The sequence below is a fragment of the Aeromonas sp. FDAARGOS 1411 genome (assembly GCF_019047125.1).
Taxonomy (GTDB): domain Bacteria; phylum Pseudomonadota; class Gammaproteobacteria; order Enterobacterales; family Aeromonadaceae; genus Aeromonas; species Aeromonas veronii.
On record NZ_CP077214.1, the window covers coordinates 811,444 to 830,221 of the forward strand.

Sequence of the window (18,778 nt, forward strand, 5' to 3'; positions counted from 1 at the left end):
GGAGAATGCTAGGATCCTGACCATTAATTCTGCAAATTTGCCTGAACTTTGAGCGGATCCTCTATGAGCAAAACAACCCCCCTTAAATATGCGGCTGTGGCCGACATCATGGAGCAGCATGAGCTGATGGCCAGTGCAGTCGAGGCCCATGGTGTGATCTGCGGTCTGGTGTGTGGTGGTGTGGCACTGGATGAGAAGAGCTGGGTCCCCCATTTCAACGATTTGGTGAACGACGGTTTCGGTCTGCCGGCCCCGGTGCGCCAGGTGATGACCGATCTTTATCACAATGTGGTCGAGAGTCTGATGGCCCAAAAAGGGGTGGAGTTGTTGTTGCCAAGCGATGACGCTCCCCTCGATGAGCGGATCGATGCGCTGGTGGACTGGTCCCAGGCGTTTCTGGCCGGTTTCGGCGTGGTGCAGCAGGAGCTCTCCCGTGCATCGGAAGAGTTGCAGGAGATGATCCAGGATATCGCCAGCATCACTCAGGTCTCTGCCGAGTTCGATCAGGAAGATGACGAGAACGAAGCCTCCTTCCTGGTGCTCTACGAACACGTCAAGCTGGGGGTCATGATGGCCTTCGAAGAGTTTGGCAAGCGCCCCGATACCCCGAGCGCGCCGCCGACCCTGCACTGATAGATTGTGGCAGGCAAGTCAGCCTCCTTTTGCAAGAGCGCCAACAGGCGCTCTTTTTGTCGGCCATATTCTGGCTAACCCTGTGAGCCATAACCGCTTTTTTGCCCTCAAGCGCACATCCGCCGGTCGCCTTTGTGGTAGCATGAGGCCACGTTTTTCACTTCTCCCTCTCTGCTTATGCCCCAATCTGATGTGCGACAGGTCGATGTGACGCTGGTCGGTGGTGGAATGAGTGGTGCCGTGCTGGCCCTCTCGCTGGCGGCCCTGCGCAAGCCGGACGGCTCGCCCCTCGACATCCTGCTGCTGGAGGCGAGTGCCCCCGAGGCGCAACCATCCGCAACTCCTGCTCACCCCGGTTTTGATGCGCGGGCCATTGCGCTCTCGGCCGGTACCTGCGAAGCCCTCGAGCGGCGCGGACTCTGGCCCCTGTTTGAGCCCCACTGCGCCCCCATTACCCAGATCCATGTCTCGGATCGCGGCCACAGCGGTCAGACCCGTCTCTCGGCGGCGGAGTATGGGCTGCTTGCGCTCGGTCAGGTGATCGAGTTGGCGGCGGCGGGCAGTGAGTTGCAGCGGGCGATGGCCGCCATTTCGCACATCAAGGTGATCTGTCCGGCCAAATTGCGCGAGGTGGCGCCACGGGAGGAGGGGGTGACTCTCACCCTCGAGAGCGGTGAGCAGATTGATACCCGCCTGCTGGTGGCTGCAGACGGGGGCAACTCCTTCGTGCGCCAGCAATTAACGCTGCCGGTGAGCCGTCACGACTATGAGCAGAGCGCCATCATCGCCACCGTTAAAACCCAGCAGGATCCGGCGGGCCGTGCATTCGAGCGCTTTACCGAGAGTGGGCCGCTGGCGCTGCTGCCGATGCAGGGCGGCCTCTCTTCGCTGGTGTGGAGTGTCAGACGGGACGAGGTGGATGAGCTGATGGCGCTCGATGATGCCGCCTTCCTTGCCCGCTTGCAGCAGGCCTTTGGCTGGCGGCTCGGTCGCTTCGAGCGATGTGGCGTGCGTAACGTCTATCCGCTGATCCTGACCGCCTGTGACTACCCGCTGGCCCAACGTACCGTACTGGTGGGCAATGCAGCGCATGCCCTGCACCCCATTGCCGGGCAGGGTTTCAACCTTGGGATGCGGGATCTCGACCTGCTCACCGGGGCGGTGGCCAAGGCGTTGGCAGAGGGGGAGGATATCGGCAGCTTCAAGGTGCTGAGCGGTTACTGGCAGCAGCGTCAGCGCGATCAGGAGCAGACCGTCTGGCTCACCTCCTCGCTGGCTCAGCTCTTCTCCAACAGCCACGATCCGCTGGTGGTCGGGCGCAATCTGGCGCTCTCCCTGATGGGGCGCCTGCCGTGTCTCAAGGCGCCGCTCGCTGCGCGAACTCTGGGGTTTGTTGCCGATCTCTGTAGCAATAATTTGCGGCAATAAATCGCCAGAGTTCAACAAAGAGCCCAGCAAAGAGTGCAACAGTTGCAAACGGGGAGGCTAGGCTGCCTCCCTCTGCTGGCCGATGGCCAGCCATGAAAGGATGAGATGATGCAGATGCAAAGTGTCGATGTGGTGATTGTCGGTGGTGGTATGGTGGGCCTCGGGCTCGCTGCCGCCCTCAAGGAGAGCGCCCTCAAGGTGGTGGTGGTCGAGGGACAACTACCCGACCCGCAGCTGGGGGAGGTGGCCGACAATCGGGTCAGCGCCCTGAGCCTCGCCAGCCAGCAGATCCTGCGCCATGTTGGCGCCTGGGACGGTATTGACGCGCGTCGCCTGCAGGCCTACGGCAAGATGGCGGTGTGGGAGCAGGACAGCTTCGGCCATATCGACTTTGATGCGGCCAGCCTGCGCCAGCCCTCGCTTGGTCATATTGTCGAGAACCGGGTGATCCAGCTGGCGCTGCTTGAGGCGATTGAAGGTGCCAGCAACATCCAGTTGCTGACCCCCGCCAGAGCCAAGAGCCTGCAGAGCGGCCCGGCGGGCGCCCTGCTACTCCTTGAAGATGGTCAGGCCATCTCGGCCAAACTGGTGGTGGCTGCCGATGGCGCCCACTCCTGGGTGCGCCGTCAGGCCGATATCCCGCTCACCAGCTGGGATTATGGCCACCATGCCCTGGTGGCGACGGTGCGCTGCGCCGAACCCCATGAAGCTGTTGCTCGCCAGATCTTCACCCCGGATGGCCCGCTCGCCTTTTTGCCGCTGTGGCAGGAGAACCTCTGCTCCATCGTCTGGTCGCTGCCTGCGGCTCGTGCCGAGGTGCTCTGCGCCTGTGACGACGAGCAGTTCAACCGCCAGCTCACCACCGCCTTCGATGCCCGGCTCGGTCTGTGCAAGGTGGAGGGGCCGCGCAGCGCGATTCCTCTTACCGCCCGCTATGCCCGCGATTTTGCTCGCGAGCGGTTGGTGCTGGTGGGAGATGCTGCCCACACCATCCACCCGCTGGCGGGGCAGGGGGTCAACCTTGGCCTGCTGGATGCTGCCGCGCTGGCGGAGCAGATCTTGCAAAATCATGCCGCTGGCGAGGATATCGGCCTGCTCGCCAACCTGCGCAGTTACGAGCGCTGGCGCAAGAGCGAGGCGGCTCGCATGCTGGCGGCGATGGAAGGGCTCAAGCGGTTGTTCAGCGGGGCCAACCCGCTCAAGAAGCTGGTGCGGGGCGTGGGATTGCGCGCGGCCAATCTACTGACGCCCTTCAAGGAGGGGGTGATCCGCGCCGCCATGGGGCTGGAGGGCGAGTTGCCCGCACTGGCCCGTCCTGACTGGGCTGTGGCGGCGACCAAGGGCAGTGCCATGCAGGCCAAGGGTGAAAAAAACTAATATTACCCGCTGTTTTTGGCAACAAAAGTAATCCGACAAGGCTGATGACCCGTTTGGGGTGTCAGCCTTTAATTTTGCTCTGGAGCGAAACGTTTTTCTGCAAATTGTGACGAAACGGTAAAAATCAAAATTTAATCTCGCCTGAGTCGGCTTATGGCTGTTTTTATCACTGCATTTATCTTAGTGTCTGGAGTCAGTTTTACGGGAGGGGATTAGTTTTTTTTGAGCGGCACGCTCGCCTGCTTGTCATATAATCCGCTCCGTTCAAGGAATCCCTCTTGCCTGGCAAGGGCAGGAGCGAGCACACACTTTTGGATCCGGTCGCTTTTTGCTGTACGTAGTGCAGTCAGAGCGGTGGCACGGATCGCAAGGGTGGTCGCCAAAGCGAAAAGGCTTTTTGCTAAGGAAAGAATGCGATGATCCAGACTACTGTACTGCATCCCAAACACCTGGAAGCCGGCGCCAAGATGGTGGACTTCCACGGTTGGGAAATGCCCATCAACTACGGCTCCCAGCTGGAAGAGCACCACGCGGTGCGCAGCAATGCCGGCATGTTTGATGTCTCCCACATGACCATCGTCGATTTGACCGGCGAACGGGTTAAAGCCTTTCTGCAACACCTGCTGGCCAATGACGTGGCCAAACTCACTGCCCCCGGCAAGGCCCTTTACAGCGGCATGCTCAATCCGGAAGGCGGCGTGATCGATGACCTCATCACCTATTACCTAACCGATACCTTCTATCGGCTGGTGGTCAACTCCGCTACCCGCGAGAAGGATCTGGCCTGGATCCGCCATCACGCCATCGATTTCGACATCACAGTGACCGAGCGTCCGGAGCTTGCGATGATTGCGGTGCAGGGCCCCAACGCCAAGGTCAAGGCTGCGGCCGTGCTGAGCGCCGCTCAGCGTACCGCCGTGGTGGGGATGAAACCCTTCTTCGGCGTGCAGGCTGGCGATCTCTTTATCGCCACTACCGGCTACACCGGCGAAGATGGTTATGAAATCGTAGTGCCGCAAGAGAAAGCCTGCGAGTTGTGGCAGGCACTGCTGGATAACGGCGTCGCCCCGTGCGGCCTCGGAGCCCGCGATACCCTGCGCCTCGAGGCGGGGATGAACCTCTACGGTCAGGATATGGACGAGTCAATCTCTCCACTCGCCGCCAACATGGCCTGGACCATCGCCTGGGAGCCGAGCGATCGCAACTTCATCGGCCGCGACGTGCTGGAAGCGCAGAAAGCGGCGGGCAATCAGCCCAAGCTGGTGGGTCTGGTGATGGAAGAGAAAGGGGTGCTGCGTGCCGGCATGCCGGTTACCTTCACCGCGGCAAACGGTGAGAAGCGGGAAGGTGTGATCACCTCCGGCTCTTTCTCCCCCACCCTGGGCTACAGTATTGCCCTGGCGCGGGTGCCCCGCGATATCGGTGAGCTGGCCGAGGTGGAGATCCGCAAGAAGCTGGTCACCGTGAAGGTCACCAAGCCCGCTTTCGTCCGTAACGGCCAGAAGCTGGTTTAATACCGTTTTGGGGGAGGGCAGTGCCTCCCCCATCCCTTTTCATATTCGTTTTTAAACGCGACTCAAAGATCAAAGGAAGCACAAATGAGCCATATCCCGAGCGAACTGAAATATGCCACTTCCCACGAGTGGATCCGTGTTGAAGCCAACGGCGAGGCCGTGGTCGGTATCACCGAACACGCCCAGGAGCTGCTGGGTGACATGGTGTTTGTCGAACTGCCGGAAGTGGGCAAGCAGGTCAGTGCCGGTGACGACTGCGCCGTGGCCGAGTCGGTCAAGGCGGCCTCCGACATCTACAGCCCGGTGAGCGGCGAGATCATTGCCGTCAACGAAGAGCTGGAAGGGAGCCCCGAGCTGGTCAACTCCGACCCCTACAGCGCTGGCTGGTTGTTCCGCATCAAGCTCGATGACGAGAGCGAGCTGGCCAACCTGCTGGATGCCGAAGGCTACCAGAACGTGGTGGACGAAGAGTAATGCCCCCGGGCCCTGCCAACACAGCAGGGCCCCTTTGTATGGCCGCCAGCCGGACAAGCACCGGCCGGTGGAAGGGTGAAGTCGCCCGCGCCTGCCGTTTTCTTGCCTGCTTTTGCCAGGGCAAACGGGCCGGTTCGCAACAAGGCGATCCCCTCTCGATGCTGCCGCAGCATCCGGTGCCGCACCCTGTCTGCGGGACCCAGAACATGAGTGGAGTCGGTATCAGCCGACGATCAGGAACATCAGGTCTTGGTTATCAGGATGTCATGCCAGGACTTATTTATCAGGAAATAGGGAAATGACCCAGTCACTGTTTGAACTCGAACAAAAACACGATTTTGTCCGCCGCCATATCGGCCCGGGCGAGGAAGAGCTGCGCCAGCTGCTGGCGACCGTCGGGGCCGAGAGTCTGGACGATCTGATTGCCCAGACCGTGCCCGCCGCCATTCGCCTGCCGGGCCCGCTCGGCATCGGTGCCGGCATGACCGAGGTTGAGGCGCTGGCCAAGCTCAGGGGCTATGCCGCCCAGAACAAGATCGCCAAGAGCTATATCGGCATGGGTTATCACGATACCCATGTGCCCCACGTCATTTTGCGCAACGTGCTGGAAAACCCGGGCTGGTATACCGCCTACACGCCCTACCAGCCCGAGCTGGCGCAGGGCCGTCTCGAAGCCCTGCTCAACTTCCAGCAGCTGACGCTGGATCTGACCGGCATGGATCTGGCCAGTGCCTCCCTGCTGGATGAAGCGACCGCCGCCGCCGAGGCGATGGCGCTGGCCAAACGTATGGCCAAGTCCAAATCCAACCTCTTCTTCGTGTCCGACGACGTGCACCCGCAGGTGATCGATGTGGTCAAGGAGCGTGCGGTTCACTTTGGTTTCGATGTGGCGGTTGGCGCCGCGAGCGACGCGGTGAGCGAAGAGGTGTTCGGTGCCCTGTTCCAGTACCCCACCACCACAGGTGAGGTGAAAGATCTGCGCGCTCTGATTGCCGCGGTACAGGCCCAGAAAGGGCTGGCCTGCGTCAGCGCCGATCTGCTCTCTCTGCTGCTGCTCAAGTCCCCGGGCGAGCTGGGTGCCGACGTGGTGTTGGGCTCCGCCCAGCGCTTTGGCGTGCCCATGGGCTACGGTGGCCCCCACGCCGCCTTCTTCGCTACCCGCGATGCCTACAAACGTTCCATGCCGGGCCGTATCATCGGTGTCTCCAAGGATGCCCGCGGCAAGGCCGCGCTGCGCATGGCGATGCAGACCCGCGAGCAGCATATCCGCCGCGAGAAGGCCAACTCCAACATCTGTACCGCTCAGGTGCTGCTGGCCAACATGGCGAGCTTCTACGCCGTCTACCACGGTCCGGTGGGGCTGAAGACCATCGCCTCCCGCGTGCACCGTCTCACCACCATTCTGGCGCTTGGCCTCAAGGCCAAGGGGGTGGCCCTCAAGCATGCAAGCTGGTTCGATACCCTGACCGTGCAGACTGCTGACAAGGCCGCGCTGATCGCCAAGGCCGAGGGGCTCGGCATCAACCTTCGTGCAGACCTAGATGGCGCGGTAGGGGTGTCACTCTCTGAAACCACCACTCGCAGCGATGTGGCCGAGCTGTTCGATCTCTTCCTCGGTCAAGGCCATGGCCTCGACATCGAGGCCCTCGACAAGGCGGCCCAGGCCCATCACGCCATCCCGCAGGATCTGCTGCGCACCGATGCCGTGCTGACCCACGAGGTGTTCAACAAGTACCACTCCGAAACCGAGATGCTGCGTTATATCCACCGTCTCGAAGCCAAAGATCTGGCGCTCAACTACGCCATGATTTCGCTCGGCTCCTGCACCATGAAGCTCAACGCCACCGCCGAGATGATCCCGGTGACCTGGCCCGAGTTCGGCAAGTTGCACCCGTTCGCCCCGCTGGCACAGGCCAAGGGCTACCAACTGCTGCTGGCCGACCTCGAAAACTGGCTGGTGAAGGTGACCGGTTACGATGCGGTCTGCATGCAGCCCAACTCCGGGGCGCAGGGCGAGTACGCCGGTCTCTTGGCCATCAAGAAGTACCACGAATCCCGCGGCGAGGGGCATCGCGACATCTGCCTGATCCCAGCTTCTGCCCACGGCACCAACCCGGCCTCTGCCCAGATGGCGGGGCTCAAGGTGATCGTCACCGCCTGTGACAAGTCCGGCAACGTGGATCTCGACGATCTGCGTGCCAAGGCGGCCGAGGCGGGGGATCAACTCTCCTGTCTGATGGTGACCTATCCCTCCACCCACGGGGTGTATGAGGAGACCATCAAGGAGGTGTGCGACATCGTTCACCAGCACGGTGGTCAGGTCTATCTGGACGGCGCCAACATGAATGCGCAAGTCGGGTTGACGGCGCCGGGCTTTATCGGGGCGGACGTCTCTCACCTCAACCTGCACAAAACCTTCGCCATTCCTCACGGTGGTGGCGGCCCGGGCATGGGCCCCATCGGCGTGAAGAAACATCTGGCACCGTTCGTGGCCGGTCACGCTGTGGTCAAGACCAACAAGGAGAGCCGTGATAACGGCGCCGTGTCGGCGGCACCGTTTGGCTCAGCCAGTATCCTGCCCATCAGCTGGATGTATATCGCCATGCTGGGTGACGAGGGGCTGAAGAAATCCACTCAGGTAGCGATCCTAAACGCCAACTATCTGGCCAAGAAGCTGGGTGACTCCTTCCCGGTGCTCTATTCCGGGCGCAACGGTCGGGTAGCTCACGAGTGCATTCTGGATATCCGTCCGCTCAAAGAGGCTTCCGGCATCAGCGAGATGGACGTTGCCAAGCGGCTGATGGACTACGGCTTCCACGCACCGACCATGAGCTTCCCGGTAGCGGGCACCCTGATGGTCGAACCGACCGAGTCGGAATCCAAGCGCGAGCTGGATCGTTTCGTCGAGGCGATGACTTCCATCCGCGCCGAGATTGCCAAGGTGCAGGAGGGGCAGTGGAGCCTCGCCGACAACCCGCTGGTCCATGCGCCGCACACGCAGGATGATGTGATGGATGCAGAGTGGTCCCGTGGCTACAGCCGTGCCGAGGCGGTCTTCCCGTCCGACGCCGTGCGCGCCGCCAAACTGTGGCCCTCGGTCAACCGCATCGACGACGTCTACGGCGATCGCAACCTGTTCTGCTCCTGCATTCCGACCGAGGATTACGCCAAGTAAGTGGCGTTTAGGTGCAACAGTTAAGCCGTATAAACAACAGGGCCACCCAGACGGGTGGCCCTTCGTTTACATGGACTTTAGCTGCATGCTGCTATCCGAACGTCCGGCTTAAGTCCTTGAGCTGGCTCGCTTTGCTCTGCAAGTTGGCACTGGTTTCACTCACTTGATCGATTTTGAGACTGTTATCGTGAGAGAGCGAGGATATCTGGTTGATATTGCGACTGATCTCCTCGATGACCGCTTGTTGCTCGGTGGCCGCGGCGGTGATCTGATTGGAAAAATCAGAGACCTTGTCTATCTCGACCACAACCTGATTCAGGTTGCCGGTGCTTGCCCGGGTGGTGGCGAGGCAGGCGTTGGTTCTGGTCACATTGAGATGCATCATCTCTTTCCATCCCCCCAGGGTTTGCTGGATATGGCCAATGCTGTTCTGGATCTGCTCTGTCGCCTTGTGGGTTCTGGTCGACAGGCTGCGAACCTCGTCCGCCACCACTGCAAAGCCGCGCCCCTGATCGCCTGCCCGTGCGGCTTCGATGGAGGCATTGAGCGCCAGCAGGTTGGTTTGATCCGCAATGCCGCGAATTTCGCTCATGATGGTGCCGATCCGCTCGGATTCGCTCGCCAGCTCGACAGCTGACTGGAAGGCTTGCTCCGCCTGGGTGGCCAGCGCCGACATCTCTGCTCCTGCTTCCGAAAGCTGGGTGCTGGTGGTGATGCAGTGGCTACGAGCCTCTTCGATCTGGCTGTTGCTGTCTTGAATATTGCGGTTGATCTCCTCGGCGGCCGAGGCCATCTGGGTGACGGCGGTGGCAATCTGCTGGATCTGCGTGTCTTGCGAAGAGATATCCTGGCTGGCCAGCGAGGCGGAGCCGCGCAGGTCATTGGCCATGGCATTGAGCGAAGCCGTGGTGTCATCCACCCGGCCGAGTACGGTACGGATCTTCGCTTGCCCGAGCTTGATATGGAAATCGGCAATGCTGTGGGGGGCATCCCCCGAGAAGATAAGGCGGCTGATGCTGTCGTAATCCTGCTCGAGCTGCTGCAAGAATCGCGGCGTGAGGAAGAGAGGGTGGCGATTGAACCAGATGGTGGCTACTAGGGGAATGATGACCCAAAGCGCCTGCAGCGGTGAGAGCAGCCAGAGCGCGCTGATCACGCTGACGAGCAGCAGGGGGATGGTCATCATGGCCGGAGTGAGCTGACGCAGGCCCATGTGAATGGCAGAGCCGGTTTCACGGGCTTTAAGGGTTTTGTACATCTGGCTGGCCCGCGCTTTGTGCTCTGCGGCGGGACGGCAGCGGACGGATTGGTAACCCACCATCTTGCCATCTTCATAAATCGGGGTGACATAGGCATCAACCCAATAATAGCGACCATCCTTGCAGCGGTTTTTTACCATGCCTCGCCATGGTTTGCCCGCCTGCAGGTGGGCCCAGAGATCGGCAAACGCTGCCTTGGGCATGTCGGGGTGGCGCACCAGATTGTGATGCTGCCCCAACATCTCTTCCAGGCGATAGCCTGCCACCTGACAAAACGCCGGATTGGCGTAGGTGATGTCCCCTTTGAGGTCGGTCGTCGATACCAACTGGATATCATCGGCAAATTCAACCTCGGTATCTGTGGTGTGAAGCGAGCTGGTTACCATGATCAGACTCCGGTTTCGGCGTAACGGAATACTTCGTCTGAGTATGGCAGAGGATGTTCATTTATTGTGTTGTTGCACATTAACTCTTGTGCTACTGCGTGGGGACGGGATGGGTCTCACATTTTTACAGCGCGGTTTGGCGAGGGGAGGCAAGCCAAGTAACATGGCGTGACTTATGGCTGTGCAGCGAGACAGGTAACGCAATGAAGTTGGATGCGATTTTATGGGATTATGACGGTACTCTGGTCAATTCGGTGCCGAAGAATATCGATATCACCAAGCAGATCCTGGCTGAGGTCGCCCCCCATCTGACCGGAGAACATCTGCCGCGCTATCTGCGCAGCGAAGCGGAGTATCACCATGCCAATCACGCCGCCAAGAACTGGCAGGCGCTCTATATGGATTACTACGGTTTGTCGCGGGACGAGATGGTGCTGGCTGGCCGTCTGTGGGCCAAGCATCAGGAGATGAACCGGACCGAGGTGCGTTTTTTTGCGGGGCTGGAGGCGGTGATTGACCATTTCTCTGCCATTCCTCACGGAATTTGTTCGCAGAACTCCCAAAAGAACATTCGCCGGGTACTGGAGCAGCATGGCGTGAACAGCCTGTTCAAGGCTGTGGTCGGCTATGATGACGTGCCCGGACAGCAGCAAAAACCTCATCCTTTCGGTGGCCTCAAATGTCTGGAGTCTATCTTCGGCCCAGCCAGGTGCCAGTCGCTGGTCTATATCGGTGACCATGAAGCGGATGTGCAGTTTGCCCGTCATTTGCAAGCGGCGCTTGGCGAGCAGAGCCGTGTGATATCGGTGGCTGTCGCCTATAGCCGCGCGACCCCGGAGCGCTGGGAACACCAACCCGACTATATCGCTCGTGACGTCGAGGATCTGCTCCCCATCGTCGGGCAATATCTGTAACGCCGGTTGCAGATTGCCGTACGGAATAGACAAGCGCCGACCAGTTGATCGGCGTTTTGTCTATGGGAAGCCTGATGGTTTCACATTCTGCTGGCTTAATACCCTGTCTGTTTAATGATGGGCGACTTAAAACAGCAGTTGCGTCAGGTAGCCCATCAGGATCGCCATGCCGAGGATCACAGTAAGGAAGGCCGCAATCATCGGGGTTCTGAACATGGATTTGAGCAGGATCACCTCGGTCAGACTGGCACCGGCACTGCCGATGATCAGCGCCATGACGGCGCCCATTCCCATCCCTTTGCCCAGCAGTACCGACGCCAGCGGGATCACGGCCTCGGCGCGGATGTAGAGCGGGATCCCGACGATGGCGCTGAAGGGGATGGCCAGCGGGTTGTCGGCGCCAGCATGGGCGGCGATCCACTCGGCCGGAATAAAACCGTAAATAAACGAGCCGATGAGCACCCCCAGCAGCAGGAAGGGCAATACCGTTTTGAACTGCTGCCAGGCATCGATGCGAGCTTTGACCCAGGCGGTGGGGAGCTGTGGCGCTCTGGTCAGGGCAGCCGTGCCATCGCCGCAGCAGGGGAGGGTAGCCTGTTCTGCCATCTCTGGTTGCGGAGCCGGGCAGCACGCCGTCCCCTTGAGTTGTTTGATTGCGCGAATGGTACCGCGTTGGTTGTCACTGCAATTTGTTTGAGTTGTGGCGCGGGTCGCCGGGCCACAGTCGCTACCGCAAGAGGGGGTGGCCTCTTTGGGGTCGATGACGTGGCGCTCGAACCCGAGCCTGTCGAGCAGCATGCTCGCCATGACGGAGACGCTGGCAGCGATCACGGCGTAGAGCAGGGTCACTTTCCAGCCAAAGGTGGCCCACATCAAGCCGACGATGATGGGGTTCAGCAGTGGCGAGATAAACAGGAAGGTGAGGGTGGGGCCAAAGCCAGCCTTGGCCGAGAGCAATCCTCTCAGCATGGGGATGGTGGAGCAGCTGCAAAAGGGGGTGACGGCACCGAGCAGGGCCGAGAGCAGATAGCCTTTGCCATGTCTCGCCCCCAGCATCCGCTGGATCTTTTCGTCGGGGATCTTCTGACGGATCAGGCTGACCCCGGCGCTAATGACCAGAAACAGCACCGACAGCTCGACAGCCAGAAACAGGAACATCTGGGCTGCATCGGTCAGCATGGTTAACCACTCATTCATTGTCGTATCCTCACTTTGTTTCTACATTTCCAAAATAATCGAAATTAATGGTCGGTCAAGATATTTCTGGTATTATCGAAATGTCAAATTCGTGGAGGGCGCAGAGATGCAACTGGAAGAGGTCGCCAAGGCATTGAAAGAGCTGGGTCATCCGACCCGGCTGTTTATCTTCAAGCATCTGGTCAAGGCGGGAGAGCAGGGGCTGCCGGTGGGGGAGCTGCAAAAGCAGCTGGCGATCCCCGCTTCTACCCTCAGCCACCATATCGCGGCGCTGGTCTCGGTGGGGCTGGTGAAGCAAAACCGGGAGAGTCGCACCCTGCTTTGCGTCTCTCAATACGCGGTGTTGGAGGAGATCATCGCCTTTTTCCGCGATGAGTGTTGCGTCAACAGCCCGGAGCATCGGCAAGATCAAAGGCAAGAACTGTCTTCCTGAGGGCTATGGCTGCTAGTCGTGCTGCGCGCAATAAAAACGCCGATCATGCGATCGGCGTTTTGCATTGTTTTTCTCAACTGCGGGTATTAACCCAGATTGGCTGCAACCTTGCTTTGGGCCTGTCCTTTGCGCTTGATGACAAAGCCAATGCCCAGTACCACCAGCCAGGCGGGGATAAGTTCGACCGAGATGCGGAAATCGGGGGTCATATACATGATCACCAGAATACCGGCCATAAACGCGAGGCAGAGGTAGTTGCCGAAGGGGTACCAGAACGCCTTGAACTTGGGCTGGACGCCTTCTGCGACCTTGGCCTTGCGGAACTTGAGGTGCGCGAGGCTGATCATCGCCCAGTTGATCACCAGTGCGGAGACCACCAGCGCCATCAGCAGGCCGAACGCCTTGCCCGGCATCAGGTAGTTGATCAGCACGCAGAGCAGGGTGGCGATGGCCGAGACCGAGAGGGCAACCAGCGGCACGCCGCTCTTGTTGGTCTTGAGCAGGGCTTTCGGGCCGTTGCCCTGCTTGGCCAGACCGAACAGCATCCGGCTGTTGCAGTAGACGCAGCTGTTGTAGACCGACAGTGCCGCCGTCAGTACCACGATGTTGAGTACGGTGGCGACCAGATTGCTGTCCAGAGCGTGGAAAATCATCACGAACGGGCTGCCGCCTTCCACCACTTTACCCCAGGGATAGAGGGACATCAGGATAGCCAGGGCGCCGATGTAGAAGATGAGGATGCGGTAGATCACCTGATTGGTGGCCTTGGGAATGCTCTTCTCGGGGTTGTCCGCTTCGGCGGCGGTAATGCCCACCAGCTCCAGACCGCCAAAGGAGAACATGATCACCGCCATCGCCATCACCAGACCGCTGATGCCGTTGGGGAAGAAGCCGCCCTGGGCCCACAGGTTGGTGACGCTTGCCTCGGGTCCGCCGGCACCGGAGAGGAGCAGATAGCCGCCAAAGCCAATCATGCCGATGATGGCGACCACCTTGATGATGGCGAACCAGAACTCCATCTCGCCAAACGCTTTGACGTTGGAGAGGTTGATGGCGTTGATCAGCACGAAGAAGAAGGCTGCCGACATCCAGGTCGGGATCTCGGGCCACCAGTACTGGACATAGATGCCCACCGCGGTCAGCTCGGCCATGCTCACCAGCACGTAGAGCACCCAGTAGTTCCAGCCGGACGCAAAACCGGCAAACTCACCCCAGTATTTGTAGGCAAAGTGGCTGAAGGAGCCGGCTACCGGCTCTTCCACCACCATTTCACCGAGCTGGCGCATGATCAGGAAGGCGATAAAGCCGCCGATGGCATAACCCAGCAGGACTGAGGGGCCTGCCATCTTGATGGTTTGGGCAATGCCCAGAAAGAGGCCGGTGCCGATGGCGCCGCCCAAAGCAATCAACTGAATGTGGCGGTTTTTAAGGCCGCGCTTCAGCTCCTCACCGTCTTGTTTCAAATCCATGGGTCTGTCCTTACGTCTCTGTTGTCTCTGGTCGGTGTTGGGCTCATCCTGAGCAGGCCGCAGTGCGTAGCCAAAACCTGACGAAAGCCGTATTTATTTCGTTACGCCATGCCATTTTCAATTTTTAGTGTTGGCTGGCAACCGAAGCAGAATAGTGATAATCCGCCATGAATGCACCTGTTTTCCATCTCTAATGGCCGTATTTTGTACCAAAGGCAGCTTTTTCATGATCTGAAGAGGCTTCTTGGTAGTTTTTGGTTGATGTTTGTGCAATCGAATTCTGTTTTATTGACATTTTGTCTTGTTGGTGTGCTTTTGTGGTGCCAAGCCACAAATGGATGCAAATGATGCCAAACAAGCGAGAGTACAGGGAAGAGTGCAGGGAGTTGGAGTACAGAGAGCGCGAAAGCGTGCTGCAACAAGGGGTTGCCCGGGGTGTGCTGGTGGCGCTCTGGTTAGGGATTGCTGCTAGTCCGCTGTTGTTGCTGGTGGCCGCGATTATGTTGCTGGGTTGGCTGTTGCTCGGTGATCAGGGGTTGCTGCACTACTGGCAGCCGCTGTTGCTGGTTAGTGGGGGAACGGGGGCGCTCGTTGGCGGCTGGCTGGCGGAGTGGGTTCGCCTGCGCCACGGTTTGCTGGCCTTCTATGCCCGGTTGATGAACAACCCTGAGCTCAATCGTTAGTGAACGCTGGCTGTTTGCCGAGCGCAGCAGAACGGAATCGAATAGCGGCTAGCTGGCAGCGGGTGACAAGGGCACAACGGCAAGGTCGACAAGAAGAGGGATAAGCATTTGTGGTGCTTATCCCTTTTTTATCCCTGCTTTTCACTGCCATCTATGTGAATTGCAATTCGCCACAGCTGACTTTCGCCGCGACACTGTAATTTTTATCTTTTGTTGATGCCGATAGCTGTCAAGTTGGCTTAACAGAGCTGGCGGCGCAGACCGGTCGCCTCGAGGACCTTGGCGCTGATCTCCTCCACCGAGTGGGAGCTGGTATCGAGGAAGCGGATCGCCTCCTGGCGAAACAGTCGCTCCACGCAGGCCAGCTCCTGCTCGCACTGTTCGATGGAGGAGTAGCGGCTGTTGGCACGGCGCTGGTTACGGATCTCATGCAGCCGCTGCGGCGCTATGGTGAGGCCAAACAGCTTATGACGGTTGGCCTTGAGGGGGGCGGGCAGCTCCAGCATGCCCATGTCCTGCTCGATAAAGGGGTAGTTGGCGGCGCGAATGCCAAACTGCAGCGCCAGATAGAGGCTGGTGGGGGTCTTGCCGCAGCGGGAGACCCCGATCAGGATGATGTCCGCCTCATCGTACTCTTTGGTGGTGATGCCATCGTCGTTGGCCAGCGCAAAGTTGACCGCCTCGATGCGATCGTCATAGAGCTTGCGATTCTCCATACCGTGGGTGCGGTGGAGGCGGGGCTCGGCTTTGACCCCCAGCTCCTGCTCCAGCGGGCTGACGAAGGTATTGAGAAAGTCGTGGCCGCACGCCTCCGATTTCAGTACCTCTTCCCGTACCAGCGGGTCGACGATGGTGTGAAACAGAATGGGGCGTACCCCGGTCTGGCGAAACTGCTCGTCGATCCGCATCCGCACCTGACGCGCTTTCTCCAGTGTCTCCACAAAGGGGATAGTGATCTGCTCGAAGGCCAGCGGAAACTGGCTCAATACCGCGTGACCGAACACTTCGGCGGTGATGGCGGTGCCGTCTGAAACATAAAATACGGTGTGCACGTAGGGCTCCTGTGATACCGCGGGTGGGGTCGCATGGGGTAAGGGGGGAGAAGTATCTCCCGAAACCATACCAGTTTTGTCAACCGGTCTGCTGTGCCCAAGTTGTGAAGTGGCTTGCAAACCTGAATCGTTATCTTTTTGTGTCGCCATTGTAGAATGTTCCGGTCATTCGACCATCCCCACCTCTTGCTCGGGGATTTTTTTGAAAACCAGTGGAAAACGTTTTCATGGTCGTTGGCAACAAAAGAAACAGACAATAACGCACCTGACTTACCCATAACCTCATCGATTAAATCGGGCGCACGAGGTGCTATGGCATCGGTGCCCACCAACCTGGAGACATCCAAGTGCAACAGTACGTGCTCTGGTACGAACAACTCGGAATGCAGGACGTAGAACGAGTTGGCGGCAAGAACGCATCCCTTGGCGAGATGATCAGCAACCTCTCTGGCGCCGGCGTATCCGTGCCGGGGGGCTTTGCCACCACCGCCTTTGCGTTTAACGAGTTTCTGGAGTCAAGCGGCCTCAACGGCAAGATCCACCATCTGCTCGACAATCTGGACGTGGACGATATCGCCGCCCTCAACCGGGCCGGTCAGCAGATCCGCGACTGGGTGATCGAAGCCCCGTTCCAGCCCGAGCTGGAGCAGGCGATCCGGGTTGCCTATGAAAAGTTGAGTGCCGGTGTCGAGGCCTCGTTTGCGGTGCGCTCCTCCGCCACCGCCGAGGATATGCCGGACGCCTCCTTTGCCGGTCAGCAGGAGACCTTCCTCAACGTACGTGGCATCGATGCCGTCATGACGGCGGTCAAGCATGTGTTTGCTTCTCTGTTCAACGATCGCGCCATCTCCTATCGGGTGCATCAGGGCTATGACCACAAGGGTGTTGCCCTCTCGGCCGGGGTGCAGCGGATGGTGCGCTCGGATCTCGCCGCCTCCGGCGTCATGTTTACCCTGGATACCGAGTCCGGTTTCAACGACGTGGTCTTTATCACCGGCGCCCAGGGGCTGGGCGAGATGGTGGTGCAGGGCGCGGTCAACCCGGATGAATTCTATGTGCACAAGCCGACCCTCAAGGGGGGGCGCCCGGCGGTGGTGCGCAAGACCCTCGGCTCCAAGCTTATCAAGATGACCTACTCGGACGATGCCGGTCACGGCCGTCAGGTGAAGATTGTCGATACCAATGAGGCCGAGCGTAGCCGCTTCTGCATCAGCGATGAGGAGGTGATGGCGCTGGCGAAACAGGCCCTCATCATCGAGCAGCATTATGGCCGCCCGATGGATATCGAGTGGGCCAAGGATGGTCAGGATGGCCAGCTCTATATCGTGCAGGCCCGCCCGGAAACCGTGCGCAGCCGGCAGGAGGCCAACACCCTTGAGCGTTTTGCCCTCAAGCAGTCGGGCAAGGTGCTGATCGAAGGGCGTGCCATCGGCCACAAGATTGGTGCAGGCCCGGCGCGGGTCATCTCTTCCATCAGCCAGATGGACGAAGTGCAACCCGGCGATGTGCTGGTTACCGACATGACCGACCCGGACTGGGAGCCCATCATGAAGCGGGCCTCCGCCATCGTCACCAACCGGGGTGGCCGCACCTGTCACGCCGCCATTATCGCTCGCGAGCTGGGCATTCCGGCAGTGGTGGGCTGTGGCAACGCTACCGATCATATTCAGCTGGGCCAGCGGATCACCGTCTCCTGCGCGGAAGGGGATACCGGTTTTATCTATGACGGCGAGCTGGACTTCGACGTGGCGGTGACCGAGGTGGGCAATATGCCGCGCCTGCCCATCAAGATCATGATGAACGTCGGCAACCCGGACCGCGCTTTCGACTTTGCCCAGTTGCCCAATGCCGGGGTAGGGCTGGCGCGCCTTGAATTCATCATCAACCGGATGATCGGCGTGCACCCCAAGGCCTTGCTGGAGTTTGACCAGCAAACCCCAGAGCTGCAGGCCACCATCGGCAAGATGATCGCCGGTTACGACAGCCCGCGGGAGTTCTATGTGGCCAAGCTGACCGAGGGGATCGCCACTCTGGGGGCCGCCTTCTGGCCGGAGCGGGTGATCGTGCGGATGTCGGACTTCAAGTCCAACGAGTACGCCAATCTGCTGGGCGGTCGTGGCTACGAGCCCCACGAGGAGAACCCGATGATCGGTTTTCGTGGCGCATCCCGCTACATCGCCGACAGCTTCCGCCCCTGCTTTGCCCTCGAGTGCGAGGCGATCAAGCGGGTGCGCGATGTGATGGGATTGACCAACGTCGAGGTGATGATCCCTTTCGTGCGCACCGTGGGCGAGGCGGAGCAGGTGATCGACATCCTGGCCGAGAACGGTCTGCGCCGCGGCGAGCGGGGGCTCAAGGTGATCATGATGTGCGAGATCCCGAGCAATGCCCTTTTGGCAGACAAGTTTTTGGAGCACGTGGACGGCTTCTCCATCGGTTCCAACGACATGACCCAGCTCACCCTTGGGCTGGATCGGGACTCGGGGCTGATTGCCCATCTGTTCGACGAGCGTAACGAGGCGGTCAAGGCGCTGCTGGCGATGGCGATCCAGGCTGCGCGCAAGGCGGGCAAGTACGTGGGGATCTGCGGTCAGGGGCCATCCGATCACCCGGATTTTGCCGCCTGGCTGGTGGAGCAGGGGATCGACTCGGTGTCGCTCAACCCCGATACCGTGGTCGATACCTGGCTCTATTTGGCGGAGCAGCATGGCGCCAAGTAAGTCACTGTCAAAATGAGCAGCAGAAAGGGGGCCATGATGGCCCCCTTTGTTATTTGTCTGTCGC

At 59.8% G+C, this 18,778-nt stretch carries 14 protein-coding genes; 10 read left to right on the top strand and 4 right to left on the bottom strand.

Annotated features, from left to right (window positions below; all coding sequences use genetic code 11):
- Positions 1–63: 63 nt before the first annotated feature.
- From I6L41_RS03585 to gcvP, 6 genes are all read left to right on the top strand, one after another.
- A complete protein-coding gene (locus I6L41_RS03585) occupies positions 64–633 on the top strand; it encodes a UPF0149 family protein (protein ID WP_216962046.1) in 570 nt (189 codons plus the stop codon).
- Positions 634–810: 177 nt separating this feature from the next.
- Positions 811–2,061 (top strand): 2-octaprenyl-6-methoxyphenyl hydroxylase, encoded by a 1,251-nt coding sequence (ubiH, locus tag I6L41_RS03590; protein ID WP_216962049.1) that lies wholly within the window; start codon positions 811–813, stop codon positions 2,059–2,061.
- A gap of 108 nt (positions 2,062–2,169) precedes the next feature.
- A complete protein-coding gene (locus I6L41_RS03595; RefSeq protein WP_216963816.1) occupies positions 2,170–3,438 on the top strand; it encodes an FAD-dependent 2-octaprenylphenol hydroxylase in 1,269 nt (422 codons plus the stop codon).
- 416 nt (positions 3,439–3,854) lie between these two features.
- A complete protein-coding gene (gene gcvT / locus I6L41_RS03600; RefSeq protein ID WP_216962052.1) occupies positions 3,855–4,952 on the top strand; it encodes a glycine cleavage system aminomethyltransferase GcvT in 1,098 nt (365 codons plus the stop codon).
- Between the two features lie 84 nt (positions 4,953–5,036).
- Positions 5,037–5,426 carry a glycine cleavage system protein GcvH gene (gcvH, locus tag I6L41_RS03605; RefSeq protein WP_005333898.1) on the top strand — a complete coding sequence of 130 codons (390 nt, stop codon included), beginning with the start codon at positions 5,037–5,039 and terminating at the stop codon, positions 5,424–5,426.
- A gap of 298 nt (positions 5,427–5,724) precedes the next feature.
- Positions 5,725–8,601 (top strand): aminomethyl-transferring glycine dehydrogenase, encoded by a 2,877-nt coding sequence (gene gcvP, locus I6L41_RS03610; protein ID WP_216962055.1) that lies wholly within the window; start codon positions 5,725–5,727, stop codon positions 8,599–8,601.
- Between the two features lie 91 nt (positions 8,602–8,692).
- Here the strand turns inward: gcvP and I6L41_RS03615 are convergent, their stop codons facing one another.
- Complete coding sequence (locus tag I6L41_RS03615) at positions 8,693–10,246, bottom strand: PAS domain-containing methyl-accepting chemotaxis protein (RefSeq protein WP_216962060.1); 1,554 nt, start codon at positions 10,244–10,246, stop codon at positions 8,693–8,695.
- 203 nt (positions 10,247–10,449) lie between these two features.
- On the opposite strand from I6L41_RS03615, the gene I6L41_RS03620 reads away from it, so the two are divergent.
- Positions 10,450–11,160, top strand: a complete 711-nt coding sequence (locus tag I6L41_RS03620) for an HAD family hydrolase (RefSeq protein WP_216962063.1) — start codon at positions 10,450–10,452, stop codon at positions 11,158–11,160.
- Positions 11,161–11,286: 126 nt separating this feature from the next.
- Here I6L41_RS03620 and I6L41_RS03625 read toward each other — a convergent pair whose 3' ends face one another.
- Positions 11,287–12,357: a permease gene (locus I6L41_RS03625; RefSeq protein ID WP_216962066.1), complete on the bottom strand. Its 1,071-nt coding sequence runs from the start codon at positions 12,355–12,357 to the stop codon at positions 11,287–11,289.
- 106 nt (positions 12,358–12,463) lie between these two features.
- Between I6L41_RS03625 and I6L41_RS03630 the strand changes: the two genes are divergently transcribed.
- The gene (locus I6L41_RS03630) at positions 12,464–12,790 is read left to right on the top strand and encodes a helix-turn-helix transcriptional regulator (protein WP_042053131.1); all 327 of its coding nucleotides are present in this window, start codon (positions 12,464–12,466) and stop codon (positions 12,788–12,790) included.
- Positions 12,791–12,876: 86 nt separating this feature from the next.
- Here the strand turns inward: I6L41_RS03630 and I6L41_RS03635 are convergent, their stop codons facing one another.
- Complete coding sequence (locus tag I6L41_RS03635) at positions 12,877–14,259, bottom strand: amino acid permease (RefSeq protein ID WP_005352966.1); 1,383 nt, start codon at positions 14,257–14,259, stop codon at positions 12,877–12,879.
- Between the two features lie 347 nt (positions 14,260–14,606).
- Between I6L41_RS03635 and I6L41_RS03640 the strand changes: the two genes are divergently transcribed.
- Complete coding sequence (locus I6L41_RS03640) at positions 14,607–14,942, top strand: hypothetical protein (RefSeq protein ID WP_216963820.1); 336 nt, start codon at positions 14,607–14,609, stop codon at positions 14,940–14,942.
- Positions 14,943–15,181: 239 nt separating this feature from the next.
- On the opposite strand, the gene I6L41_RS03645 is transcribed toward I6L41_RS03640, so the two are convergent.
- Complete coding sequence (locus I6L41_RS03645) at positions 15,182–15,994, bottom strand: pyruvate, water dikinase regulatory protein (protein ID WP_005344832.1); 813 nt, start codon at positions 15,992–15,994, stop codon at positions 15,182–15,184.
- Between the two features lie 347 nt (positions 15,995–16,341).
- On the opposite strand from I6L41_RS03645, the gene ppsA reads away from it, so the two are divergent.
- Positions 16,342–18,714 carry a phosphoenolpyruvate synthase gene (gene ppsA / locus I6L41_RS03650; RefSeq protein ID WP_216962069.1) on the top strand — a complete coding sequence of 791 codons (2,373 nt, stop codon included), beginning with the start codon at positions 16,342–16,344 and terminating at the stop codon, positions 18,712–18,714.
- The last annotated feature ends 64 nt before the right edge of the window (positions 18,715–18,778 follow it).

Bases quoted from the DNA above. Each gene is read 5' to 3' on its own strand.
- I6L41_RS03585 (WP_216962046.1), top strand. From the start codon at position 64: ATGAGCAAAACAACCCCCCTTAAATATGCGGCTGTGGCCGACATCATG.
- ubiH (WP_216962049.1), top strand. From the start codon at position 811: ATGCCCCAATCTGATGTGCGACAGGTCGATGTGACGCTGGTCGGTGGT.
- I6L41_RS03595 (WP_216963816.1), top strand. From the start codon at position 2,170: ATGCAGATGCAAAGTGTCGATGTGGTGATTGTCGGTGGTGGTATGGTG.
- gcvT (WP_216962052.1), top strand. From the start codon at position 3,855: ATGATCCAGACTACTGTACTGCATCCCAAACACCTGGAAGCCGGCGCC.
- gcvH (WP_005333898.1), top strand. From the start codon at position 5,037: ATGAGCCATATCCCGAGCGAACTGAAATATGCCACTTCCCACGAGTGG.
- gcvP (WP_216962055.1), top strand. From the start codon at position 5,725: ATGACCCAGTCACTGTTTGAACTCGAACAAAAACACGATTTTGTCCGC.
- I6L41_RS03615 (WP_216962060.1), bottom strand. From the start codon at position 10,246: ATGGTAACCAGCTCGCTTCACACCACAGATACCGAGGTTGAATTTGCC.
- I6L41_RS03620 (WP_216962063.1), top strand. From the start codon at position 10,450: ATGAAGTTGGATGCGATTTTATGGGATTATGACGGTACTCTGGTCAAT.
- I6L41_RS03625 (WP_216962066.1), bottom strand. From the start codon at position 12,357: ATGAATGAGTGGTTAACCATGCTGACCGATGCAGCCCAGATGTTCCTG.
- I6L41_RS03630 (WP_042053131.1), top strand. From the start codon at position 12,464: ATGCAACTGGAAGAGGTCGCCAAGGCATTGAAAGAGCTGGGTCATCCG.
- I6L41_RS03635 (WP_005352966.1), bottom strand. From the start codon at position 14,259: ATGGATTTGAAACAAGACGGTGAGGAGCTGAAGCGCGGCCTTAAAAAC.
- I6L41_RS03640 (WP_216963820.1), top strand. From the start codon at position 14,607: ATGCCAAACAAGCGAGAGTACAGGGAAGAGTGCAGGGAGTTGGAGTAC.